20 protein-coding genes and 3 pseudogenes are annotated in these 23,694 nt (G+C 57.0%); 6 read left to right on the plus strand and 17 right to left on the minus strand.

All coding sequences use genetic code 11. The features are described 5' to 3' along the window. Window positions 1-65: 65 nt before the first annotated feature. The 3 genes from WM40_RS28120 to WM40_RS20095 all read right to left on the minus strand — a co-directional run bounded on the left by WM40_RS28120 (window position 66) and on the right by WM40_RS20095 (window position 6,008). Complete coding sequence (locus tag WM40_RS28120; RefSeq protein ID WP_051504713.1) at window positions 66-1,409, minus strand: RNA polymerase sigma factor; 1,344 nt, start codon at window positions 1,407-1,409, stop codon at window positions 66-68. 507 nt (window positions 1,410-1,916) lie between these two features. Next, entirely contained in the window at window positions 1,917-4,466 is a 2,550-nt protein-coding gene (locus WM40_RS20090; RefSeq protein WP_046153775.1) for a YbcC family protein, read from the minus strand. Between the two features lie 18 nt (window positions 4,467-4,484). Beyond that, window positions 4,485-6,008 (minus strand): NADH-quinone oxidoreductase subunit L, encoded by a 1,524-nt coding sequence (locus tag WM40_RS20095; RefSeq protein ID WP_236693610.1) that lies wholly within the window; start codon window positions 6,006-6,008, stop codon window positions 4,485-4,487. Here WM40_RS20095 and WM40_RS31660 point away from each other — a divergent pair. Further along, window positions 5,929-6,096 carry a hypothetical protein gene (locus WM40_RS31660; RefSeq protein WP_236693615.1) on the plus strand — a complete coding sequence of 56 codons (168 nt, stop codon included), beginning with the start codon at window positions 5,929-5,931 and terminating at the stop codon, window positions 6,094-6,096. The genes WM40_RS20095 and WM40_RS31660 overlap by 80 nt on opposite strands. A gap of 65 nt (window positions 6,097-6,161) precedes the next feature. Continuing rightward, entirely contained in the window at window positions 6,162-7,079 is a 918-nt protein-coding gene (locus tag WM40_RS20100; protein WP_046153777.1) for a LysR family transcriptional regulator, read from the plus strand. Window positions 7,080-7,563: 484 nt separating this feature from the next. Here the strand turns inward: WM40_RS20100 and WM40_RS20105 are convergent, their stop codons facing one another. Beyond that, the gene (locus tag WM40_RS20105; RefSeq protein WP_046153778.1) at window positions 7,564-9,237 is read right to left on the minus strand and encodes a methyl-accepting chemotaxis protein; all 1,674 of its coding nucleotides are present in this window, start codon (window positions 9,235-9,237) and stop codon (window positions 7,564-7,566) included. 687 nt (window positions 9,238-9,924) lie between these two features. On the opposite strand from WM40_RS20105, the pseudogene WM40_RS29655 reads away from it, so the two are divergent. After that, a pseudogene (locus WM40_RS29655) lies at window positions 9,925-10,035 on the plus strand (IS5/IS1182 family transposase); the annotation flags it as partial. A gap of 74 nt (window positions 10,036-10,109) precedes the next feature. Here the strand turns inward: WM40_RS29655 and WM40_RS20115 are convergent. From WM40_RS20115 to WM40_RS20125, 4 genes are all read right to left on the minus strand, one after another. Continuing rightward, window positions 10,110-10,940 carry an SDR family NAD(P)-dependent oxidoreductase gene (locus tag WM40_RS20115; RefSeq protein WP_096349207.1) on the minus strand — a complete coding sequence of 277 codons (831 nt, stop codon included), beginning with the start codon at window positions 10,938-10,940 and terminating at the stop codon, window positions 10,110-10,112. 47 nt (window positions 10,941-10,987) lie between these two features. Beyond that, window positions 10,988-11,761, minus strand: a complete 774-nt coding sequence (locus WM40_RS20120; protein WP_046153790.1) for an SDR family oxidoreductase — start codon at window positions 11,759-11,761, stop codon at window positions 10,988-10,990. 45 nt (window positions 11,762-11,806) lie between these two features. Continuing rightward, the gene (locus WM40_RS32350) at window positions 11,807-12,031 is read right to left on the minus strand and encodes a hypothetical protein (protein WP_330218168.1); all 225 of its coding nucleotides are present in this window, start codon (window positions 12,029-12,031) and stop codon (window positions 11,807-11,809) included. Window positions 12,032-12,106: 75 nt separating this feature from the next. Beyond that, window positions 12,107-12,946, minus strand: coding sequence for an alkene reductase (locus tag WM40_RS20125; protein WP_330218169.1), 840 nt, complete (start codon window positions 12,944-12,946; stop codon window positions 12,107-12,109). A gap of 97 nt (window positions 12,947-13,043) precedes the next feature. On the opposite strand from WM40_RS20125, the gene WM40_RS20130 reads away from it, so the two are divergent. Then, window positions 13,044-13,943 (plus strand): LysR family transcriptional regulator, encoded by a 900-nt coding sequence (locus WM40_RS20130; protein WP_301291126.1) that lies wholly within the window; start codon window positions 13,044-13,046, stop codon window positions 13,941-13,943. Between the two features lie 196 nt (window positions 13,944-14,139). Here the strand turns inward: WM40_RS20130 and WM40_RS20135 are convergent, their stop codons facing one another. From WM40_RS20135 to ltnD, 8 genes and pseudogenes are all read right to left on the minus strand, one after another. Further along, window positions 14,140-14,703: an Hsp20/alpha crystallin family protein gene (locus WM40_RS20135; protein ID WP_046153791.1), complete on the minus strand. Its 564-nt coding sequence runs from the start codon at window positions 14,701-14,703 to the stop codon at window positions 14,140-14,142. Between the two features lie 172 nt (window positions 14,704-14,875). After that, window positions 14,876-15,283, minus strand: coding sequence for an Hsp20/alpha crystallin family protein (locus WM40_RS20140; RefSeq protein WP_046153780.1), 408 nt, complete (start codon window positions 15,281-15,283; stop codon window positions 14,876-14,878). Window positions 15,284-15,310: 27 nt separating this feature from the next. Then, window positions 15,311-15,753 (minus strand): annotated as a pseudogene (locus WM40_RS20145) (Hsp20/alpha crystallin family protein). Window positions 15,754-16,005: 252 nt separating this feature from the next. Then, window positions 16,006-16,869 (minus strand): 2-oxo-tetronate isomerase, encoded by an 864-nt coding sequence (otnI, locus tag WM40_RS20150; RefSeq protein ID WP_082103028.1) that lies wholly within the window; start codon window positions 16,867-16,869, stop codon window positions 16,006-16,008. 57 nt (window positions 16,870-16,926) lie between these two features. Continuing rightward, window positions 16,927-18,366, minus strand: coding sequence for a GntT/GntP/DsdX family permease (locus WM40_RS20155; RefSeq protein WP_201779153.1), 1,440 nt, complete (start codon window positions 18,364-18,366; stop codon window positions 16,927-16,929). Window positions 18,367-18,561: 195 nt separating this feature from the next. After that, entirely contained in the window at window positions 18,562-19,209 is a 648-nt protein-coding gene (gene otnC, locus WM40_RS20160) for a 3-oxo-tetronate 4-phosphate decarboxylase (protein WP_201779151.1), read from the minus strand. A 4-nt stretch (window positions 19,210-19,213) separates the two neighbouring features. Further along, the gene (gene otnK, locus WM40_RS20165; RefSeq protein ID WP_024905983.1) at window positions 19,214-20,533 is read right to left on the minus strand and encodes a 3-oxo-tetronate kinase; all 1,320 of its coding nucleotides are present in this window, start codon (window positions 20,531-20,533) and stop codon (window positions 19,214-19,216) included. 133 nt (window positions 20,534-20,666) lie between these two features. Then, window positions 20,667-21,647, minus strand: coding sequence for an L-threonate dehydrogenase (gene ltnD / locus WM40_RS20170; RefSeq protein ID WP_236693614.1), 981 nt, complete (start codon window positions 21,645-21,647; stop codon window positions 20,667-20,669). 164 nt (window positions 21,648-21,811) lie between these two features. On the opposite strand from ltnD, the gene WM40_RS20175 reads away from it, so the two are divergent. Continuing rightward, entirely contained in the window at window positions 21,812-22,702 is an 891-nt protein-coding gene (locus WM40_RS20175) for a DeoR/GlpR family DNA-binding transcription regulator (RefSeq protein ID WP_236693611.1), read from the plus strand. Window positions 22,703-22,792: 90 nt separating this feature from the next. On the opposite strand, the pseudogene WM40_RS20180 reads toward WM40_RS20175, so the two are convergent. After that, window positions 22,793-23,068: pseudogene (locus tag WM40_RS20180) on the minus strand (transposase); the annotation flags it as partial. A 149-nt stretch (window positions 23,069-23,217) separates the two neighbouring features. Between WM40_RS20180 and WM40_RS20185 the strand changes: the two are divergent. Beyond that, window positions 23,218-23,694 (plus strand): IS6 family transposase (locus WM40_RS20185; RefSeq protein ID WP_046153782.1); only part of this gene is annotated, 477 nt, incomplete at its 3' end.

Consider the following 23,694-nt stretch of genomic DNA (forward strand, 5'->3'; position numbering starts at 1 on the left):
CGCTATGCTACGGCTACTGTCGCATAGCGACGGCCCCATTTTGCAAAGTTTGGCAAACCTTTGTATCAGCCGCCCAGGCTGTTTAGGGCAACGCGGAGCTTAGCTCGTGCCCGGTGCATACGTGCTTTTACCGTCGTAACAGGGCAATCGGTTATCCGCGCGATCTCCTCGACCGAGTGGCCAAGGATATAAGCCAACGTCATTGTGACGCGTTGTTCCTCAGGTAAAAGATCTAATGCTTTGCTGAGAATATCTGATAGATCATAGTCGGGAGAGTTTTGAATCATTAATTCCGTATCTAGCAGCTCGAATTCGTCGCGCCGATTGTTGCGCAGAGTTTGAAGTGCACAGCGGTAAGCGATGCTTGTAATCCAGGTGGAAACACTGGAATCACCGCGAAAGTCTTTCGCTTTTCGCCATACGACCATGAATGCATCGTTCACAATCTCGTTTTGTAGCTCAGATTTCCAAGTGAGACGGCTTAGAAAACGCGTGATGCGTCGCCGGTGGAGATGGTACAACCGCGCCAGAGCCGACGAATCGCCCCTTCCGACACAGTCGACGAGCCACCGTTCGTGACTCATTGTGTTGGGTTGGTTATGCAATCCCGGCGCCGTTGTAGATATCTGCTGTGTTACTTTTGCTATCTCGTTGCGTGCGATTTCGTAGGCGCGGTGATCCCCAATCTCGAGCATCGCACCGACGATGCCAGTAATCTCTCCATTGTCGTCATAAACCACGCCTTTATGGAAACGCACAGCACGTACGTCGCCAGCACCGTTGCGAACACCGGTGACATATACTTGCACACCCCCTTTTTCTAGTAAATCGAGGTCCGCTTTGTGATAGGCGACAGCGAGGTTCGATGGCGACACCTCGTAGACGGTCTTGCCAACGATAGCCGACCGATGCATGTCGAGAAAATTTTCGAATATGTCATTGCACCCCATGTAGAGTCCATTTGCGTCCTTAAAATACACGGGGGATACCATGCCGTCCGCATGACTCTGCAACGCCGAGAAATTGGCAACCCCGTCGCGCGCGAACCGCATCAATCTTAATTGATCACGGGCGCGAGATATGATTGGCTCTGGCTCTAGCAGGTCAATCTCGGTCACAACGTCGTTGGCGCCGCTGGCGATAAGTGAAACGATCCTCTCCGCGGAAGCATCCCTTTGCACGGCGATTAGATAACATTGGTCGTCGCCTCGATGCAATAACTTGGTGATTTGGTCGCCGGAATCGGTGCAAGTGCAATCGACGAAGATAATCGCCGGAAATAACTTGTCGGTGTTGATGTCGCTGAGATTCCGAGCACCGCAGCGTTGTAACGCAGAAGAAAAAGGGCGATCAACGGGACTCGACCAAAAAATATCTACATTCAAATTTACGTCGAGCGTCTGAATCATTTTTTTTCCTCATTTTTGGTCTCTGCGCGGCTCGCGATGAATCACAGAATGACTTCGATGAGGTTCCTCGGTTTATAAATCTGGAATTTCATGGCATGGCATGCCATGTCGTCCTACGTCTTAAATCCGTTGTGACCGCAGCTGCAGTATTCGCATCGATCTTGTATCTCTGCAGGAACAGAGTCGCTGAGATCTTGTCCGCAAGCTCTCTCCTAGGCGTGGATGGCGCATTTATTGAGAGGTAACCCCGAGCTTTGTGCACTTCTAGCATAGGATTTTTGTCATCAAACTTGCGCTTGCTCAATAGCGTCATTTTTTCATCGTGCAAAGTACTGTGCATCCGTTGTTAGCGCGGATTCGCACTAGAGCCAATAGGCACTTAAGGCACCTAGTCGTTTGCTATCTCGAAAATCAGGCTTAAGCGATGACGCCAAACATCGGCATCATCTTTGCGCTTCCAGCAACATTACGCTTTGTCACAAAAAAATTGCTGGAAGATGACAAAAATCAGGATTTCTCCAGCTGCAACGATGACCATGTTCCTCGCGAATACCGCAATAAGCCTGATTCATGGAAGCGCCAAAGATACAGCCACCCGTTGTCTAGCAATTGTTTCAAAACCTCGTGCTTTGCAATCACCGCGTCGATAGCGGTCTGGGGGGCGTCGATCACCACAGTTAGCCGCAATGGTTCGTGCACCCAGTAGTGGCCGTCATGCAAAGACTGGCGGGAAAGGCCGATACGCAAATCGCCGCCGTTTCCCTCAAAGACGCCTATTGCTCCGCCCACTACGTTATGCAGCAGTTTATTGCCGCTGCCTAACCTGCTCGGGTCACAAGTAGAAGCGTGGTATTGCCAATTTATCCAATGGGTAACCAACATTGGCGCCGTCATCAACATTTCCAGCAAGCTATTGTCAGGATCGAGATCGGCTTCGTAATCGTGCAAGAAGCAGCGGCCGTTAAGTATAGCGCCCTGCGTGCGTTTGCGCGACGCTATGACAAAGGCTGCGTTGCCCGCAAGCCCCCATTCGGGCCGGGTTTGTGCGCCATCGTTGGCCCGGCGAGACAACTGTAGCAGCAGGGTATCGCTAGGTGCGTGCGGGTTCAGTTGCAGAGCCGGGGCGCGTTCGCGCCTTACTTGGTCGCTAGCGTGTGCGAACACGACCTGCAGGCGCTCCCATTTTTGGCGTGATTGGGATGTCAGCAGATCCAGGTCGAACCCCTCAATGGCATCGGTCGCGGTATTGTGCAGGCAGGCGATAAAGGTCGTGCTGTCGGGAATGTCGACGCCCACGCCACGTAGCCCGTGTCGCACAGCAGGATCGTTGAGTAGCAGCGCTAAGCTGCGTGCATTGACTTCGCCTGTTTGGCCGCAGCAAGCGCCACAATCGAGCGTGGCCGCGTGCGCGTTATTTGCGGACTGGCTCCCGTGCCCGACAAGTAGTACCAGGGATGCTAAGTTTCGCTTCAACCCCATAGCGTGTAGCACGCGTGCTGCCAGCGCGACCTGCGCGTCGACGTCAACTCCTACTAATTTAGGGCGGCATACTGCACGATAGCGCGCTGACACGCCGTGCAAATCATCTCTGGCCCGATCGCTATGACCGGGCTGTAACCAGCGGTTGAGTTTTCCGAGATAGCCAACACCTATGGCTTCGACATACGAAAATGCCGAGCTTGGCCAGCGACTGGCCGCTTGCCATCGGTGAGCCAGCGCCAACCGGCACTGGCGCGCACTGCTGGCAGCCTCCTGCATTACACCCTCGCGGGTACGGTCGGTGCTGTCAACGCCCATGATTTGGTCGGTGACCTCAAAAGACGGCGCGAGCAATCCTGGCAACTGGGGCCGCCGCGCCCTTGAAGCCAAAGGCGTGTAGGCGATAGGCAAACCAAAGAAACCGGCAAATCCGATGGTCTGAATGCCTGGCCACGTGGCCTCCAGCGCCCGGCGCATGGGCTCGCTGCGCACGTCGATACAGAAAGCGGCTTGAACTTCGATTTCCCGCGGCGGCAGGGGCGTTGAGCTGACGCTGTGCAGGTGTTGCGCCAGATCGCGCTGGTAGCCTGCTTCGAGAGCCACCTGCCAAATTTCGTCTATTAGTAGCGCGTTTTCTCCATTCTTGAGTAACTCCGGAGCGTCATTCCACGCTTGGCGCAATGCGGTGAACGCATCGCGGCTGGCGATGCTGTCTTTGGCGTCGAGCAAAAGCGCCCCCCAGGCAAGACGAATGGCCAGCAGGTGGCGCAGATCGGGCGTTTTCCCACCCTCCAGCCCTGCTTGCCAGTCGAGATAGGCGCACCAAGACGCCCATCCGTTTACTGTAAGCAACACTGACTCCAGATAGTCGGCCCACACCTCTTGGGGTAAGCCTAGGCGCTGCAGCACCCAGCGCTCTGCGTCTTCGGCACTGGCAGGTAACGCATCCACTGCAGCACCAAGCTTGGGCAGCCCCATCAACAAGCCAATACCGTGGTCGTGTTGCAGCGTTTCGCGCCAAAACGCGTACAAGTTTTGTGCGCGCTGCGGGCGCCAATCGGCCTGGTGCGCATCGAAGTAGGAGGCGCAGGTTTGGCTGACTTGGTGCGTAATGGCCTGGCGCCAACTAAGGCGGTGATTGCGAAAAGGGTCATTGTCCAGCACGTCAATCAACAATGGCAATTGCTTTACCGGTGAGGGCGATGCTAAGGCCTCGATACATTGTTGCGCCGTGATGTTTTGCCTTTGTGCCTCCGGCGTTTGGCACAAGGCCACGGCCAAGTCGGCATGGCTTATTCGTCCCGTCTGCCATGCACGCAACTGCTCATTGCGTGGCGGGAAGACTTGGATACCACCCAGTGCGGCCATGCGCGCAGCTACTTGGCGCACCGGCATCCCAATGCGCGACCAGTGGGGGTTGACGGCAATGGCACGGTCCAGAGGCCAGGCGGGGGCGATCGCGCGGCATGCCTGAGCGCAGGCTTGGTCGACCGCTGCGTGAAGGGCTCGCAAATCCGTGCTACTGCTGTTAGCCCGCTGCACAACTTCTGGGGGCACGTCGGTGGTCAAGGCATCCATTTTATACTCTCCAGGGTATCAGGCTTCAATCTGCGGGGGCAACTGCGAGGCAACCAACTCGTCACTGGTACGCGATGTCGGCACCCAATGCGCGGGCCACAATAGAAGGGCCAAGCGGGTATAGGCTTCATCCACGTAAAAGCCCGAGTAGCTCCAGCGTCTCCAGCGCTCAAGTCGTATGGGGGCGATTTGCAGCAGCGCCAAGCCGACATAGAGAGTGGCCATGCCTGCCAACGCGATCAGGCCTCCCATTGCATGTGGGGAATCTTGAAGTCCAAGGGGCAAGAGATGCGCGGCATAGGTCACGAGTGTGAGACCTGTGACTAAAAGTGTGCCTGAGATTAGTTGACCACTACGACAAGCTGCCCCCTTTGCGCCTGCTTGATTGTTCGACATCCATAGGAGCGGCGCCCAGGCCAGACCTAGCACCGCGCTCCACCACCACGGCCAAGCGGTCTTCCCGGCGAAGGCCACCAGGTTCAGCACGATACCCGCTGCAAGCAAGGGTGCTGCAACCAGGCTAGTGGTTGTTGGCGCGCTTGCCGTGTACAGCGCTTGCAGCCGGGTCTGCCGTACTACGGTGGAGGCTGATAGAAAAGCATGTGCTTTGTAGATAGAGTGCCCGATGAGATGTAGCGCCGCAAGGGTGTAGAGACCCAGCGCGCACTCTAGCAACATAAAGCCCATTTGCGCGACAGTAGACCAAGCCAACCTCACTTTAATGGTTATCCGCGTTAGCATTACCATGCCTGCTAGAACCGCGGTTACCAAACCAAAGGTCAGCAGCACTGCGCGTGCTAAAGCAGCGTGTTCCAGTAGGGGCGCGAATCGAATCAACACGAAACCACCCAGATTGACGACGCCGGCATGCAACAGGGCAGAGACTGGTGTTGGAGCCTCCATCACCTGGATCAGCCAGCCGTGCACGGGCAGCAAGGCCGTGCGCAGTATGACCGCAAGCACCAGCATTATCGCGCTGAGTTGCAATGCCAAATTACTATCCTGCTGTTGCGCGATTTGCCCCCATAAGGCCGACAGGGAGCCGCTGCCCACTTCCTTCCACGCCACTACTGCGGCGCCTACCAAAAGTACATCCGCCACGCGGTCGGCGATGCGCTTCTTGAGTGCGGCCAGACGGGCAAAGGGGCGCTCAGGATAGAAGCACAGCAATGGTTGCAACGCCATGCTCACACCCGCCCACGCGACGATGAGCACCAGCCAATGATCAGCCAGCAGCAATAGCTGTACACAAGCAAGAACGGCGGCGAGCATCGCAACATAACGGCGCTGCCCCGCTTCGCCCTGCAGATACCGTGAAGAAAAGCTACCGATCACCGTGCCCAACCCCTGAACGAGGGCCATCAGCGAGAGACTGAACAGTGACGCGGTGATCCAGCCATTCGATACGAGGAGGGGAGGGTTGCCTAGAGTAATGGTCACCAGTGTCAGCACGAGAGTTGCAATGGAAAGCATCTGGAATCCTTTCCAGAGTGCTGCGGGGGACCAGGATGAAAAACGGGCTACCGCGAAGGCGATTGTCATTAAAACGACAGGGGCCAACGCGCTGATTCCATACAAATTGGGAGGGAGATCCATCAAAAGCACCTTGTTAAAAATGATGCACCGATGATGCTTATGAAGTATCGTTCTGTAAAATACATTGATAAGAATCTTTTAATCTCAAAAAAAGAACATATGAAACTGCATCAGCTCAACTTTCACCACCTTTTCTATTTTTGGCGTGTTGCCAAGCTGCAGCATTTGACGCAGGCGGCAGAAGAACTTAATACCTCGCAATCGGCGGTATCGACGCAAATTCGCCACCTAGAGGAGCGAATCGGTGAACCTCTTTTTGACCGCGCAGGGCGAAGACTGGCGTTGACAGCCACCGGGCAGCTTGTACTTGCCTACGCCGACAATATCTTTGGCCTTGGCCAAGAAATGCTGGGGCGCTTGCAGGGTCACGTTGCCGGTATCACGCGGTTGCGCGTAGGCAGCGTGGCGACCATGTCGCGCAACTACCAGGAAAATTGGTTGCGTCCTTTGCTGGCAAATCCGAGTGTGACGCTTACCCTTGAATCGGGTTTGCTCGAAGGCTTGATCGAACGTGTGCTGCAGCATCAATTGGATGTAGTGCTAGCTAACGAGACGGTGCCCACCCACCCGAATCGCCAACTGCATTGTCGATTCTTGGGCAGCCAGTCGATTTCGCTAGTGGGCCCGGCCAGTCGGTGGCAACAGTGCAGTCTGAGCGTTCCGGGCGATTTGGATGGCCTGGATCTGGCGTTGCCCGGGCCGCGCCATGCCGCGCGTGCGCAATTCGATGCGTTGTGCATGTCGGCGGGTGTGTCGCCACGGTTGCGAGCGGAGGTGGATGATATGGCCATGCTGCGCTTGATAGCGCGCGACAGCGGTTGGTTGACGGTATTGCCGGAGGTGGTCGTACAGGACGAATTGCGTTCTGGCACGTTAGTGACAGTGGGTCAGACACCCGAACTGCGCGAGAATTTTTATGCCATTACTGCCCCGCACCGGCACCACATCGAGGTGCTGGAACAGCTACTTCGATCCTCCACTTCAGCGCTAGCCGCGGGGCATTCCGCATCTCCCTGATCGCGCGGGCGCCTGTGAGCCATGGCTCGGCATTGTTACGTTGGTGAGTGTGGAGCGAAAAAACAGCGTTTTACGGGCCCGGATCAAACCCCGGACCGATCTCGGCCGCGGAGCGTCGGGTGATGCCACGATGCCAAGTGAACGGTAAGCTCGCGACGATGTTTGGTTGGTCTGCGGTGCCTCCTTGAAATAGGAGCGTCAATAGTCCGATGGAACGCCTGTTCGGTAGTCTGAAAACCGAGTAGGTTCCCACTGCATCAATGCAGTGATGGTGTAGGGTCGGCCGTCGCAGAGGCAAAACTTAACCCGGTGTCCGGTGTGAGTTGACCACTACACTGTAGACGTTCGAACTGTGTTTCGTCCCTTAACCACGGCACTAGCCGCGGTTAAGGGACGAGTGCCGTGCTACTGCTCGCAAGCGTGAGCACGAAACACCGGGCGTACATTTTATCGAGAAACAGGTGTTCTTTCCGAGCGTGAACGATTACGCCGCCCGCCTAAACGCTTTGCCTTGGCGACTTGTATGACGGTAGTTGTGCGAAATGGACTCTCGCTCTATTGAAGACTGGTGCCCGATGGATGAAGCATTGGCATCCGCACTGATACGGAAGATTGCCACCGAATCACGCAGCGCTTGTGCCTGATCTGCCATGGCGCGGGCTGCAGCGGTTGCCTGTTCGACCAGCGCCGCGTTTTGCTGTGTGACTTCGTCCATTTGGCTTACTGCCACATTCACCTGTTCGATGCCGATAGTCTGCTCGCTGGACGCTGACGCTATCTCCCCCATGATGTCGGTTACGCGCTTCACGGAGCGTACTACCTCGCTCATGGTCTGTCCTGCGTTATGCACCAGTGCCTCGCCAGCATTAACATGTGCAACCGATGTTCCTATCAGTTCCGTTATCTCCTTTGCCGCGGCCGCACTACGCTGTGCTAGCGTACGCACCTCTCCAGCCACTACAGCGAAGCCTCGTCCTTGTTCTCCGGCACGTGCCGCTTCGACAGCCGCATTGAGCGCGAGAATATTGGTTTGAAATGCAATACCTTCGATAACGGTTATGATTTCGGCAACTTTCGACGAACTTGTGGCAATGTCCTGCATGGTCGTGACAACTCGGCCTACTACTTCGCCCCCTGTGGCGGCGGTCTCCGACGCGGTGTTCGCGAGCGTGCTGCCTTGGCGCGCATTTTCCGTGTTCTGCCGAACCGTCGCAGTGATCTCCTCCATGCTGGCTGCGGTCTCTTCGAGGGATGCTGCCTGCTCCTCGGTACGTTGCGACAGGTCGACGTTGCCTTGCGAGATTTCTCCGGCGGCAACGGAGATGGATTCTGCGGACGTCTTGATGCCCGAGACAATATTGCTCAGATTTGTTCGCATCGCTTCCAGCGAAGCCATTAGGCTCGCGTTGTCATCTGCTGCGACGTGCACCTTCTGGGTCAGATTACCTTGGGCGATTTGCTGTGCCATTTTTTGGGCTTGGGCTGGCTCTCCCCCCAGTTGCTTGAGGATGCTGCGGGTAATAAGAATGGCCAGGAACACACCCAAAATGAGCGAAAACCCGACGATCACCCATGCGGTGATTTGAATGACATGATAAGTAACGTTTGCTTCTTCGGTTGCTTGCGCATTGAGTTGATCCTCAAAGTCTGCTAGCTCATTCAAATGCGAAAGCCAAGCTGCTTGCTTCGGCCGTGCTTCTTGCAGCAAGACTTTTATCGCTTCTGATGGGTTGTTCGCCAAGCCCAGGCCAATAGCCTTGTCCATCAAAGGCACGGCAACGGCATTGTCTTCCTTGATTTGGGTGTAAAGCGACCTTTCACGGTCTGTCGTACCGGCTTCCGTTGCAAACATTTTGCCCAGCGCTTCTTCCGCGTTCGCATAAACTTTCTTTTGCCGCTCCACGCGTTTGGACTCCTGTGCGAGACCAGCCGGGTCCGTCAGTAGTGCGATGTTACGAATGGCGATGGCCCGGTCCGCGACGGATGCTTTCATGTCTTTTGCATATTTTGATTCGTCGTTGTTCACGCGGGCGATGCTGTCGAGCCTACTATGAAGCGAAGATATGCCGTAGAACCCTACAAGCGCGACTGTGATTAACAAGAACATAACGCTTCCGAAGCCTATCGCCAAGCGAGTTGATACTTTTGAATTGTTCATCGTATTTTGTAGATAACGTTAGCGACGCAACGACGCACACAAAATGGCGCCCCTTTTTTACTGCCACGGCAGTGAGGGCGTTCGGTGTAAAAAGCGTGTACCTAATGCTGTTGGAGACCGACGCAACCTCTTCAGGTTGGGTAACGGCCCCGATCCGAGAGAATTGAGGGAAATTTACCATTTTTATCATTTCCGCCTTGGCAACAATCAAGAAATGATTATTATTATTATTGATTGTTAAGAATGCGTTTTAATACCAGTCGCGCATACTAGTGGCGGAAAATCGTACGCCATTTTTATCATTTTTTGCGATGGAAAATATGCGAAACTTTGGCAGTGCGCCGAACCGTACATCGACACACACCGCCGTTTTCGCAACCTCGGAATCGCACGATGTGCGATATTCAATCGGTGATTGAATCCGTTGCCAGCTATCGTTAGCATCTTGCTACAGGCCATTGTCACGTTATCAAGCGCTGGGCGAGACAACGTCATGCACTGTCTGTTTTCAAAACACGGACGGATTTTGGCCAGCGAGCGCAGGGTGCTGCCATGAGACGCGTGCGACACCACGCATGATGTCGAACCTGAGATACGTTCTTAGAGGCCAGTTCAAAAAGAGCCCGGGGGGCTGTTTACCTTCCCGTGAAACGGTTAATCTTGGATGCCTGAACAACGGATCAAGGAATGCCGGCACGTATCATCGATGCCGAGCCGTGGGCACTGGTCGAACCGGTACTTCCACTGCCCAAGCCGCGACGCAAGCGATACCCTGGGCGCCTGCCGGTTTCGGACCGGCGGCACGCAATGGCATCCTGCTCTTGCGCAATGCAAACGGCATACCGCGTCTATTTCGCGAATCGACACGGCATTCATTCCTGAAAATCGGTCGAGAGCATGAGCGACTTCCACTGCTCGGCAGTCTCCTGGAGTTCCGCAGCCTTCTTCCGGAATACCGCGTAGGCATCGGAGCCGGCTCCGAACTGGAGCGGGGGCTGGCTGCTCATGACCAGCTTCAAGATTGCTTGTGCGAACTTGACGGGATCACCCTGCTGCAGATGATTGTTGTCATCAAGCGCCCTGCGGTGCGCGTCTGAAGAGGCGGCGTAGTCCTCGATGACGATCTCGCCGTAGCGAACCGAGCTGCCGTCGAGGAAGTCCGTACGGAAGCGGCCTGGATAGACGCTTGTCATTTGAATACCGAAGGTCGCGACCTCTTTGGCGACGCCCTCCGACCATCCAGAAAGAGCGTGCTTCGTGGCGCAATAGATTGATGAGCCCTCGAAGCCTTCGATACCTGCGATCGAGGCAATGGTCAGGATGCGACCTGAGCGCTGGCGACGCATAATTGGAAGAATGGCCCGGGTGACGTCGAAGACCCCGAACACGTTGGTGGCAAATTGCTTTTCCACCGACTGACGGGTGACTTCCTCGAAGGCCCCAAGTTGGCCGTACCCGGCGTTGTTCACGAGCACGTCCACGCCACCGAAGTACCGGGCCGCATCTGCGGCAATGCCTTCGGTCGTATCATGCGTGACGTCGAGCCGGACCACATGCAGGCGATCCCCATAGCTTGGCAAGGCGAGCAAAATATGATCGGGATCGCGAGCTGTCGCGATGACTTGGTCGCCAGTGTCCAGAGCCGCTCGTGCGATTTCAAGGCCAAGGCCCCGCGCGGCCCCCGTAATAAACCAGGTTTTCATGTCTTCGATCCTCATTCAAATAAGGCGTCGACAGGGCGCCAGAGCAATCATCGGACCGAATAGCCGCCGTCGACCATGAGCATGTGGCCTACGACGAAGCTCGACGCGTCCGAGGCCAACCACAGCACGGCTTCCGCAACTTCGCTCGCCCGGCCGGTACGGCCGACAGGGTGGGCCGCGCGGATCGGATCCATCACTGAGTCCGAACCGGACAGTTCGATGAAGCGTTCGATCATGGGCGTATCGATGGTTCCCGGTCCAACGGCGTTGATGCGGATGCCCTGCTTGGCGTAGTCCAGCGCGGCGCCCCGCGTCAGGCCTAGGACGGCATGCTTCGAGGCCGTGTAGGTGCTTAGTCCGCCGATCCCGACAACGCTCGACATTGATCCCATATTCACAATCGTGCCTCGGCCTTGCTTGAGCATCTGGCGGATCTCGGCGCGCATGCACAACCAGAGTCCGCGCGCACTGACGTCGAAGACGTGGTCGTAGGTGTCGTCGGGTTGGTCGGCCAGAGGCTGCGAGTTCTGCGTTATCCCGGCGTTGTTGAAGGCGACATCGAGGCGCCCATATCGCTGCACGGCAGCGTCAACCAACCGCGCGACCTGCGCCGCGTCGCTTACGTCCGTCCGGATAAAGATCGCCTCACCGCCCAATTCGCAGATATGCACAACAGTTGCTTCGCCGGCATCAGGGTTCACGTCGGCAACGACGACACGAGCGCCGTGGCTGGCAAATGCGAGTGCCGCGGCCTGACCGATGCCAGAGCCCGCTCCCGTTATCAGCGCGACGCGCCCTCTGAATTCTTCATAACGTGGCATGGTGATTCCTTCGAGTTGAATGTTCAATCCTGGCGGGTGGGCGCCTCAGGCTTGCGCCGCATCCACGCGATATGGCGGATAGTCGATGTAGCCGCGAGCACCTCCCGTGTAATAGGTGGCTCGGTCCGCGGGGCTCAAAGGCCAGTCGTGGCGCAGTCTCGCCACCAAATCAGGGTTCGCGATGAACGGTTGGCCAAAGCCGGCTAGGTCGATCACCCCATCCGCGATCAACTGGGTGGCTCGCGCTTTCGTGAGACCGCCATCAAGCATCAATGCCGTGCCCGGCGCGGCTGTACGCCACTGGCGAAGCAGACCTTTGATGGCGTCGCTGGTCGGACGCTGGCCTTAGGGCGTATTGAAGAAACCGGTCTGGTCCATGACATGGATGTAGGCGATTCGGCGCTCGCCGAGCGCGCGCCCTAGCGCTATGTAGGTCGCCTCGCTGTCGGGGAAGATCGGCACGGAGCCGATGACGCCGAACGGCGTCAACCGGATCCCCACGCGCGCAGGACCGATTGCGGTGCACACGGCGTCCACGACCTCAAGAGTGAACCTTAGCCGGCCCTCCATGGTGGCGGCCGAATAACGGTCTGTCCTATCGTTGATGAGCGGATTGAGGAACTGGTCGAAGAGATAGCCATTGGCGGCGTGAAGTTCGATGCCGTCGAAGCCCGCGTCCATGGCGTTCCGGGCCGCCTGCACGAAGTCGGCCACCACCCGGCCAATCTCTTTGGTCGCCAGAGCCCGTGGCGCGGATGCTGGAAGGAATCCCACTTCGCCGTCGGCATTGCGTCCGAATGCCATCGCCCCCTCCGCACTGCGAGCGGTTGAACTGACGGGTGGCCGACCGCTTTGCTGGATCGATGTGTGGGAGATGCGACCCACGTGCCAAATCTGAAGGAATATGCGTCCGCCGACGCTATGCACAGAGTCGGTCACTAGACGCCAGCCGGCGATCTGGGCCGGGGTGAAGATGCCGGGATTGTAAAGGTAACCCTGGCCTTCGTTTGAGATCGGTGAGCCTTCGCCGATGATCAAGCCTGCGCTCGCGCGCTGGGCGTAGTAAAGGGCGACCCGCTCCGTAGCGGCATCGTCAGGGCCTCTTGAACGCGTCAGCGGCGGCATGACGATGCGATTAGGCAAGCAAAGGCCGGAAAGATCGAATGGACTGAAAAGGTCAGGCATGAAAGGCGCCTCCCAATGAACATGACCTCACTCTAGATGCTCCTGTAATATAAGAAAACTTTCTTTAATTCGTTTCACTGCGGAGTAAAATTCCTCCATGCCGATGATCGAGAGCCTAGGCGCCATGCGCGCCTTTGTGCATGCCGCTGACAAGCGCAGTTTCAAGGCTGCTGGCCAAATCGTTGGCTTGACCCCCTCGGCGGTAGGCAAGGCGATCCAAAAGTTGGAGGAACAGTTGTCCGTGCGACTGTTTCACCGTTCGACGCGCTCAATCACGATCACGGACGAGGGCCTATTGTTTCTAGACCGCTGCCGCCGCATCTTGGGCGAGGTGGAGGCCGCTCAGGCGGAATTGGGGCAGGCCGGCGCAGCACCTGCGGGCCGGCTCAAGGTGAGTGTCCCGGTCGAGCCGACATTGCTGCTGCCGTTGATGTCGGAATTCACCGTAGCGTATCCCCGGATCGAACTCGAACTCGACATCAGTGATCGGTTCGTCGAGGTCATTGATGAAGGTTTCGACGCCGTCGTCCGCTCGGGCGAACCAAAGGACAGTCGCCTTTCACACCGGCTGCTGGGAAGTTTCGGTTGGCATTTTGTGGCGTCTCCTGCTTACGTTGAAGAGAATGGGCAGCCACGCGACACTTCGGACTTGCAAACGCATCAATGCTTGCGCCACCGCTACCCGGAGACCGGGAGGTTGATGCACTGGCCCGTGGATGCCGACACGGAACTGCCCGTGACGATCACGGCCAACATGATGGGCCCTCTGCTGGACCTCGCATTGCGCGGGCGGGGTATCGCGTATTTGCCATCCTTTGCGGTGCGGCGTGCGATCAGCGAAGGACTGTTGGTGGAATTACTGGCCGGGCAAAGCCAAGAGCGGGGATCGATCAGCTTGCTGTGGCCGGCTAGCAAGTACCCTTTGCCGAAGCTGAGAGTCTTCGTGAACTTCGTTGCAGCCCGAATTGCAAGCGAGTTCACCGCTATCACCGCTTGAGCGGTGCGCAAGTGATTTTCGTCGAGTTATCGGTTGAATTTCACGCAGCCTTGACCACCCTTATTTGATATCACAACTGCAGACCCGCTCCTATCTCAATGCATCCTCGGGAAACAGTTGCATGCCGATGATGCGCACAAGCACTTGGTAGCTGTATATGCCTCTATGCATTCGCTACCAATGCGACTTGCCTTCCCTAGCCGATATCGATAATGTGGCTCGCTGATCGCGATAGTGCCAATTTCGGTACGGTCAACGTGAGCACGCCGTTGTCGAACTTTGCCAGGGTGCGATTGGGGTCGGCATTTTCCGGCATTGGGATCGTGCGCACGAAGCATCCATAGGCGCGCTCAAGCCGATAACAGCCATCTTCCTCGCTGTGCACGTCCTGTTTTTTCTCTCCGTGCAATACAAGCGCCCCATCCTCCACAGTGACTTTCAAATCTTCCCGCTTCATTCCAGGGAGCTCCGCCGTTACCCGTAGCACCTTGCCCTCATCCACCACGTCGATCCTGGGCTGGAAGCGCGATGAACTGAAGTCGCCAAACCATCGCTCGAGCGCGCTATGGCCTGCGAACGGGTCAAGAAAGAATTCCTCCACGGCCCGCCATTGATCGCGCGAGAAAAGTCGTAACATGTCAGGCAACGAAGCTGGCGACTGTTCGTTCGGCGAAGGACTTTCCAGGTTGTCAGCATTGGACGTGTGCCCCTTGCTACGAAAGAACTTGAAGGGATTCCACTTCTTCAGGTCGGTGTTCATCATATCTTCCTCTATGGTCAGGCGGGGGCACGGGATGTTGGGTGTTTCACCCAGTCCGAGACTTCGCGGCCTATCGACCCTCAGCATCCCGCATCCCGACCGCTAAAGTCGGAAAGTGTCGGTCACAGACTCCGCTGGTTTTCCCCAAATAGTTGCTGATCTCGTGCGGACCTCAGCCCGGACGCACTTCGATGCGGCGTGGGAGAGCTTCCTCGCGGCGCGGTATAGTCAGCTTCAGCACACCGTCCTTTGGGTTTGCATCGATTTTCGTTGGGTCAAAGTCGGCACCGAGTGAGAACGCCCCCGCGAAGTGCGGCTGACGAATCTCCGCATGCTGCAGGCGCAGCCCTGCAGGCGTGGGTATCACTGCCTCCGCGTCTATGTATAAGGTGCCATCGTGTATCTTCAAATTAAGCCGATTCTTTGTCACGCCAGGTACATCCGCCCAAAGGGTAACGCCCTGACTGTCTTCGAAGATATCCACCGGCGGTGTTAGCATGATCCGACGTTGGGGCTGGTCGACATCGCGTCGGACCACTCCAGTTTCATCTTTCCTTGCAAGTTCTGTCGTGTCGTTCATGATATTTTCCCAGTTGAGAGATGCGTTTCATTGAACCGTGATGGCCCGCGGTTTTGACGCCTCTCTTTTAGCAATACTTACAGTCAAGCAACCATTTGTATACTGGGCCGTGACTTTGTCGAGGTCCGCATGCTGTCGTAATTCAATGACACGCCTAAAAGCCCCGACAAACCGCTCCTGCGCATAACTACGCGCGTCATCGCGGGTCGCGCCCGGGTATGCTGTCTGCCGCTCGCCGCAGATGGTCAGCAGCCCATTGTCGATGGATACGTCGAGGTTTTGGGGATCGACACCCGGCGCGAACGCGACAATCTCAATAGAGTCGTCAGTCGAGCCGATGTTCACCTGCGGGAAGGCCCCGAAGCGCGCCGAACGAATACTGGAAGGGAACCCGCCTAAAAAGCTCGCCATCTGCCGTTGCAGGCGGTCGAACTCGCCGAGAAGATCTCCCCAAAGTAGAGATCGCTCATGGTCATTTCCTCCTTGGAATCAGCAGGAAGACGAACCGGCCTACGCGCTCCAGTCCGTCTGCCCCGCTATTGGCAAACAAATCGAAACACGCAGCGCGCCAGTATGCTGGCGCGGCTGCCTTAGCTGAATTCAAGATAGGATTTCGCGCAAAAATTTCAAGGGCAATATTGGGATTTTTTGTTCTTGAATATGGCTGCTGATTATTACAATCAGTTGGCGGTAATGCTAGTTGCCAGCGGTGGCCTGGGTATTCACGGCCTGTTACATGCAAATGCTGCGCTCGCACCGCCGTCACCAGACCCCGCTCTTGTGGTTGTCGAGTATACGCCCGCTCGACGCCAGTCCCGTAACCATTGCAGTCCCTCGCTGGTGTTCCCGCGTGGGCGATACTCGCAGCCGATCCAGCCGGTATAGCCTAGTTCGTCGATTAAGCGGAACAGGTGAGGGTAGTTCAACTCACCCACGTCAGGTTCATGACGCGATGGTACACCGGCGATCTGGATGTGACCGATCCCGGAAAAGTCCCGTCGCAGTTTCATTTCGATGTCGCCTTCGACTATCTGGCAGTGATAGCAGTCGAATTGCACCTTGAGATTGTCTGCGCCTACCTCCTTGCAAATGGTTTGCCCTTCATCCTGACGACTGATGAAATAGTTTGGCATATCGCGTTGATTGATTGGCTCCAACACGATCGTGATACCTAACCGCTTTGCTTGGGCCGCAGCGTGGGCAACATTTTCGAGATAAACCGCACGATGTTTGGTGCGCGTCGCTGCTTCAGTATCTGGTAGCAAGCCCGCCATCACGTGAATGCGATCGTTGCCAAGTACCGCGGCGTAATCTAGCGCGCGCACGATGCCATCCCGAAACTCCGCTTCGCGGCCCGGAAGCGAGGCGAGCCCGCGTTCGCCTTTCGCCCAGTCTCCAGGTGGTGCATTGAACAGCGCTTGTTGCATGCCGTTGTCGTCAAGTCGACGCTTCAATGCCGTCGCGTCGTACTCGTAAGGGAACAGATATTCGACGGCGTCAAAGCCGTCGGCACGTGCGGCGGCAAAGCGGTCAAGGAAGCCGTGCTCCGGATACATCATGCTGAGATTGGCGGCAAAGCGGGGCATCGTTCCTCCTACTTGAAAATTACCTATTCCAGAACAGCGGATCGTCCGCATTCCGATTTACACAAACGGCCAGATTACCAGGGTCATCAGGAAACCAAGCGTGCCCAGGATCGTCACCAACAACGTCCAGGTGCGCAGGCCGTCGCCGACGTTGAGTCCCGCAAGCTTGGTGAAGATCCAGTATCCGGCGTCATTGACATGCGACATCGCGAAGCCGCCACCGCCCATTGCCAGGCATAGCAGTGCCAGATGATTTTCACTCAAGTTCAGCGAATGCACCATTGGCGTCAAGATGCCTGCAGTGGTCACCAGTGCCACGGTAGTGGAGCCTTGCACCGCACGTAACAAAAGGCACAGAATGAAGCCTAAGGCGAGAACCGGCAAGCCCGTCGAACGTAGTGCATCCGATACCACTTTGCCGATCCCTGTTTCCACCAGCACCGAGCCGAATACCCCGCCAGCGCCGGCGATGAGGATAACAATCGCGACGCCGGGGATTGCAGAGCCGATGACGTCTGAAACCTGGTAGGCGCTCCAGCCACGGCGTACGCCTAGCAGCCAGGCGCACAGCAAGGTGTCGAGCAATAACGCGACTAATGGTGCACCAAGAACAATCAAGGTCTGGCGTAGGATAGACGTCGACGGCAACATCGGGGGGACCAAGGTGCCGACAAGGATCAGGACGATCGGCAATAGAATCAGCGACAGGATCAATCCGAATCCCGGCGGCGGCGCGGCCGGCAGGCGAGCCGCCAATGCGCTGGCGCTTTCGTCCAGGCTTCTGCTGGTCATCGCGGTTTCGATGTGCGGCGTCTTATAGACGTTGTTGGACCAATCGACGAGGTCCTCATTGGTGATATGCGCACCATAGACTTCTGCGCGAACATCGTCGCTCATCGGATAAATCTTGCGCGTCATGCGTCCTGCAATCACATATCCCACGAGGCAAAGGATCAGCACGATCGGCAGTCCGAACATTAGGATACGCCCTAAATCCGCGCCCAATTGCCCCGCAGCGGCGACGGCGCCTGGATGCGGCGGCAGGAAGGCATGCACCGCAAGCAGGGAGGCGCACATCGGCAACGCAAAAACCAGAAGCGGCTTGCGTGCTGTGCGAGCAACACCGTAGGCCAGTGGCATGAAGATGATCACGCCGACTTCGAAGAATACCGGGATGCCTACAACAAAGCCGGCGATGGCCAGTGCCAGAGGCGTGCGGCGTTCACCGAATTGCGCAATCAGTCGCTTCGCAAGTACCTGGGCGCCACCCGACAGTTCCACAATGCGTCCGATCATGGCCCCCAGGGCAATGATAATAGCGATGTGGCCGAGCGTCTTGCCCATGCCGCCTTCGACTGTGGCGACTAGCGCCGCCGGTTTGACGCCTGCCACCAAAGCAACGACGATACTGATCAACAAGAGCGCGACGAACGGCTGGAACTTGAAACCCAACACCAAAACCAACAGGAAAAGGATGCCACCTAGGGCGGTCGACATAAGGAATAAGGAGCTCATACCATATGTCCCCTTGCGCCGACGGACGATGCGTCCAAGTAATCGCTTGCATAGATGTGCCTAGCGACGCAGTGTTGATACCAACTCATCTTTGAAAAGTCTCCGTCCGGAATATTGTTTTACGCTACGCGCTGCTTGCATTCCCCGCGTCCGATGCCTGGCGGCACGTCGCGATGCTTACCACTTCGCGCCGAATGTCTGTTCGATTGCTTTAAGGTGTTCGGTCGACAGCGGCGCCGGTTTCGGATTGCTCATCAACCAGAGCTGTGCCGTCTCTTCGAGCTCTTCTAACGCATAGCTTGCCTTGGCGACCGAGCTTTCCCAGATGACCGGACCGAGACGTTCCAGCATGACCCCGCGGACGCTGTTGGCCAGTGCAGCGACTTGTTCAGCGACTTCAGGCGCGCCTGGTCGCTGATAGTCGATCAACGGAATGTGACCCACTTTCATGACCTGATAGGGTGTCAGCGGAGGCAGGATGTCATTTTTGCGCCAGACGCCGGCGAGGGTCAACGCCACCAGATGGGTCGAATGGGTATGCACGACGCCACCCACGCTAGGATTGCGGTCATAGACCTGGCGATGCAATGCCAGGGTCTTCGACGGCTTATCGCCCGAAACCCACTCGCCCGCCAGACTCACTTTAGCGATAGCGGCCGGATCGAGGCGCCCAAGGCATGCGTCCGTAGGGGTGATCAGCCAGCCGTCTTCCAGCCGTGCGCTGATATTGCCCGCGCTACCTACGGTGTAACCACGGCCATACAGCAGTGCTCCGACGTGCGCGATTTCTTCGCGCAGTGCGTTTTCTTTACTCAAGGTCTTCATAGCGTCAAGCTCCGTGCACCAGCGGGTTTGCGAGTCGTGCCAGCGCTTTTGCGAAGAAATCGCGCGTGCCAAAATTCCCCGATTTGAGCGCCAGCGCGAGTTGATCGGCGTTGCTGTCTGTAGCGGTTTTGCTGACCGTGACGGGGACGCCAGGATCGATCTGCGGTCCGATCTGCAACAGTTGGACGCCAAGCGCCTGAACAACCGCACCGGACGTTTCTCCTCCGGCCACCACGAACCGACGTACACCGGCATCGCGCAAGCCAGCAGCAATCTGACCGAGCGCCTGTTCGACGATGGCGCTTGCGTGTTCGACGCCCAGTTGGCGCTGAACTTCCTTTACCGTATCGGCGTCGCTCGTTGCGTAGATCAACACTGTCTGCGCCGCGCCTTGCGCAAATGCCAGTGCGTCATCCACCACTGGCTTGCCCGCTGCCAGGGCAAGCGGGTCGATCTTGAAAGCAGGGCGCCCGCTTTCCCGCCATGCGGTGACCTGGCCAATTGTCGCGATGGACGCGCTTCCGGCTAGGACGACTTCGCCGCCACCCAAGGCGGGGACGCTTGATGCATCGGTAGCGGGAGCGAGCTTACCTGCCTTGCGGAAGTTGCTGGGTAACCCCAACGCCATTCCCGACCCACCTGTGATCAGCGTCAGATCGGCACATGCCTCACCGAGCACCAAGAGATTTTCATCGGAGACCGCATCGGCTATCGCCATGCGTACCCCTGCTTCGCGCAGTGCGGCGATCCGTTCGCGAACGGCGGAAACGCCTTGCATGATGGTGTCGTAGCGGATCAACCCAACTTTTGACGCGGTCTGGGCCTGCAGAACGCGAACAAGGTTCGCGTCGTGCATCGGAGTGAGGGGATGGTTCTTCATCCCGGAGTCGCTCAGGAGTTCGTCTTGAACGAACAAATGGCCGCGGAAAATCGTACGGCCCGTTTCTGGGAAAGCCGGGCAAACGATTGTAAAGTCGGTGGCCATGTCCGACATCAGCGCATCCGCAACCGGACCGATGTTTCCCTTCGCTGTCGAGTCGAATGTCGAACAGTATTTGAAATAGAGCTGCTCGCAACCGAGCGTGCGTAACACGGCAAGTGCTTTAAGCGATTCCGCTACCGCTTGCTCGGCCGGGATCGTGCGGGACTTCAGCGCGATGACGATCGCATCGGCATCGAAGTCGGCGGCAGCGCCGGCGCTGGGAATGCCGATACTTTGCACGGTACGCATGCCGTTGCGCACCAGCATATTGGCCAAGTCGGTCGCGCCGGTGAAATCGTCGGCGATACAGCCCAGCAGCGGGCGATGTCTTTGTTGGGGCATATCGTTTTTATCTCTCAAAAAAATACGCTTGCTGTCTGACGGTGCTGTACGCTGGCACTTGTTGGATCAACGTCGGTCGTGCGCGCGAGCGACAGGCATGCCGACGATCCGGGCAACGTCGTTTTGCTTATTCTTATTCTTCGTCGGTGGCTACCGGCAGCGTGATACCTGGGAAGATCTTGATGACTGCGGAGTCATCTTCGCGACCGAAGCCCGCGCTCGAGGCTTGCATGAACATCTGATGCGCGGTGGCCGACAGGGGCAGCGGAAATTTGCTCGCACGTGCGGTGTCCAGCACCAGTCCAAGATCCTTTACAAAAATGTCGACGGCCGATAAAGGGGTGTAATCTGCCTTTAGGATATGGGGCACCCGGTTCTCGAACATCCACGAATTGCCGGCACTGTTGGTGATGACTTCGTACAGCGCATCCGGATCGACACCTTCGCGCAGACCCAGCGCCATCGCCTCGGCGCTCGCCGCAATATGCACGCCGGCCAGCAACTGATTGACGATTTTGGTTTTGGAGCCCAGGCCATGCGTGTTGCCGAGCCGATAGATCTTGCCGGCCATGGCCTGTAGAACCGGATCTGCGATGGCGTACGATTCCGCCGGACCGGATGTCATCATGGTCATCTCGCCCGATGCCGCTTTTGCCGCACCGCCCGAGATCGGCGCGTCCAGGTAGAATAGACCTTCATCGCCGAGTCGCTTGCCCAACGCGATCGCGAATTCCGGAGCGACCGTGGCACAACCGATAACCAAGGCACCCTTGCGAAAAGAGGCGACCATGCCGTTTTCACCGAACAGGATCGTTTCCGTTTGATCGGCGTTCACAACCACGGTAATGACGACGTCGCACGCAGCAGCGAGCTCGGCAGGCGTAGAACATCCCACGCCACCCTCCGATGCGAATCGCTCAACCACGTCCGCGCGAACGTCGCACGCATGGACATTGAAGCCATTGCGTAGCAGCGAGCGGGCAATGCCGAGACCCATTGCACCCAGACCGACGACACCGACGTTTTTGCTGCGCATGCGTGAACTCCTGAGAACGAGAGAAAGGCCCTGCCGATCGCCGAGCTGAAGAGATGCGTGAACTCGGTGAACTTTAATGTGAAATTATAAAAAAATATAACATATTTGAACATCAAAAGGCACTCGATTGGCATCTTATTTATGAATACAGTGCAAGTAGTCGCTGAAAAAGCTGTTTTCAGAGCCTCGTGTGAACAAATGTTACGAAATTGACCCGTCACGGTCTTTGAGGTAACGTAGGTGTGAACAAACTATCGCGGCGACCACTTTGTGAAGTGCGTCTGTCGGAATCGCAAGGAATCGATCGCATGCCACCGGGTGATGTAACGGGCGCCGCTCAGGTAGCGCCGATGATTCCCGATCAGCGTCGGGAGTCGATCTTGCGTCAACTGCGGCAGCACGGTGTCCTCAGCGTGCACCAGTTGATGGAAATGTTTGGCTGCTCGCACATGACCGTGCGCCGCGACATTTCCGTTTTGGAGCGGGAGGGGCATGCGTACTCGGTTCCGGGTGGCGTTCGTATCGCAAGCCAGCTCAGCGCGGAGCCAAGTCATCAGCTCAAGTCGATGGTCGAGCCCGCGGAGAAACAGGGTATCGCACGTTGCGCTGCGGAGATGCTCCAGACGGGTATGACGGTCTACCTCGATGCAGGGACGACGACGCTGTCCATAGTGCCGCACCTTGCGAAGCTAGAAAACATGACTGTCATCACCAACGATTTTCCTATAGTCGAGGCATTGGTCGAGTCGCCCCACGTAAAGGTGATCCATGTAGGCGGGGTTCTGGACCATTCGAATCGCTCCAGCGTCGGACCGTTGGCAGCTGCCACGCTATTGCACCTCTACAGCGATATCGCATTTATTTCTAGCAGTTCGTGGGATCTGCAACGCGGCTTGACCACGCCTGCTGCGTTGAAAGTGGAAGTGAAACGCGCCGCCATGCACTCAGCATCGCGCACTGCGTTGGTAACAACCAGTTCCAAATACGGTACCTTCGGCACTTATAAAATTTCGCCGCTGGAGGATTTTGATCTAGTCATTACGGATTCGGCGCTGCCCGATGCGGTGGCGGCCCGGCTGCGAGACGCGAACGTGGGATTGGTATTGGCTGATCCGGTCGAAAACCTGGGCTGATCTGAGCTTGCGCTAGACCGCGAGTGGATCTGTCGGCTCCGAGTTATTTCTTGGGCACATTGACCACGCCTCGTTTTCACGTATAGCAACTCAGGCCGCTTTTTGCATAGCCTCGTAATCGCACGGCGTGCGATATTCAATCGACGAATGGATGCGTTGACGATTGTAGAAGCCTTCAATCCAATCCACTACATCCAGCTTTGCTTGCCCCCGTGTTTCGTATCGATGCCGCGACGTTTGCTCCACTTTTAACGTCTTGAAGAAGCTTTCCATCGCCGCGTTGTCCCACGCGTTTGCTCGCCGACTCATCGACATCGTCATGCGATATTGTTGCGCTAACTCCCGATAACGCCAGCTTGCGTATTGGGTAGATTCAACCGGTCGTCGCAACACCTTATTCTCGGAGGTGTCTCATGGGTCGAACAGCGAATTGGATGAAAACATTCACGGGGCGCGGCGCTTAGCACTCGCCCGGGCACTGTCACGTTAGCGAAGCGATCGGGTAAGCTAGGTGGATGAAAACCTCGTCCATTTACCGCGGCCACCGATTCCCGCCTGCCATCATCAGCCTAGCGGTGCGCTGGTACTTTCGCTTCTCGCTGAGCTTGCGCGACATCGAAGAATTATTGCTTGAGCGCGGCGTGATCGTCAGCTACGAATCGATACGGCGGTGGTGCGATCAATTCGGCGCCCGGTTTGCCGCACATGTAAAGATCACCGGCGGTAGTGCCACAACATGGCATCTGGACGAAATGTTCGTGCGTCTGCGTGGTGAGCCTTACTGGCTATGGCGTGCCGTCGACGAACAGGGTCGCGAACTCGACACCCTGTTGCAAAAGCATCGAGATACCGCCGCAGCTGAACAATTCTTCAAGAGGATCTTGCACAAGCACCCGGCACCGCGCGTCATCGTGACCGATCAGCTTCGTAGCTATCCGGCTGCCAAAGCCCGAGTGCCCGCGCTAGCCAAGACGAAGCACATCTTCGTACGT

This window comes from Robbsia andropogonis, assembly GCF_000970345.1.
GTDB classification, from domain to species: Bacteria; Pseudomonadota; Gammaproteobacteria; order Burkholderiales; family Burkholderiaceae; genus Robbsia; species Robbsia andropogonis.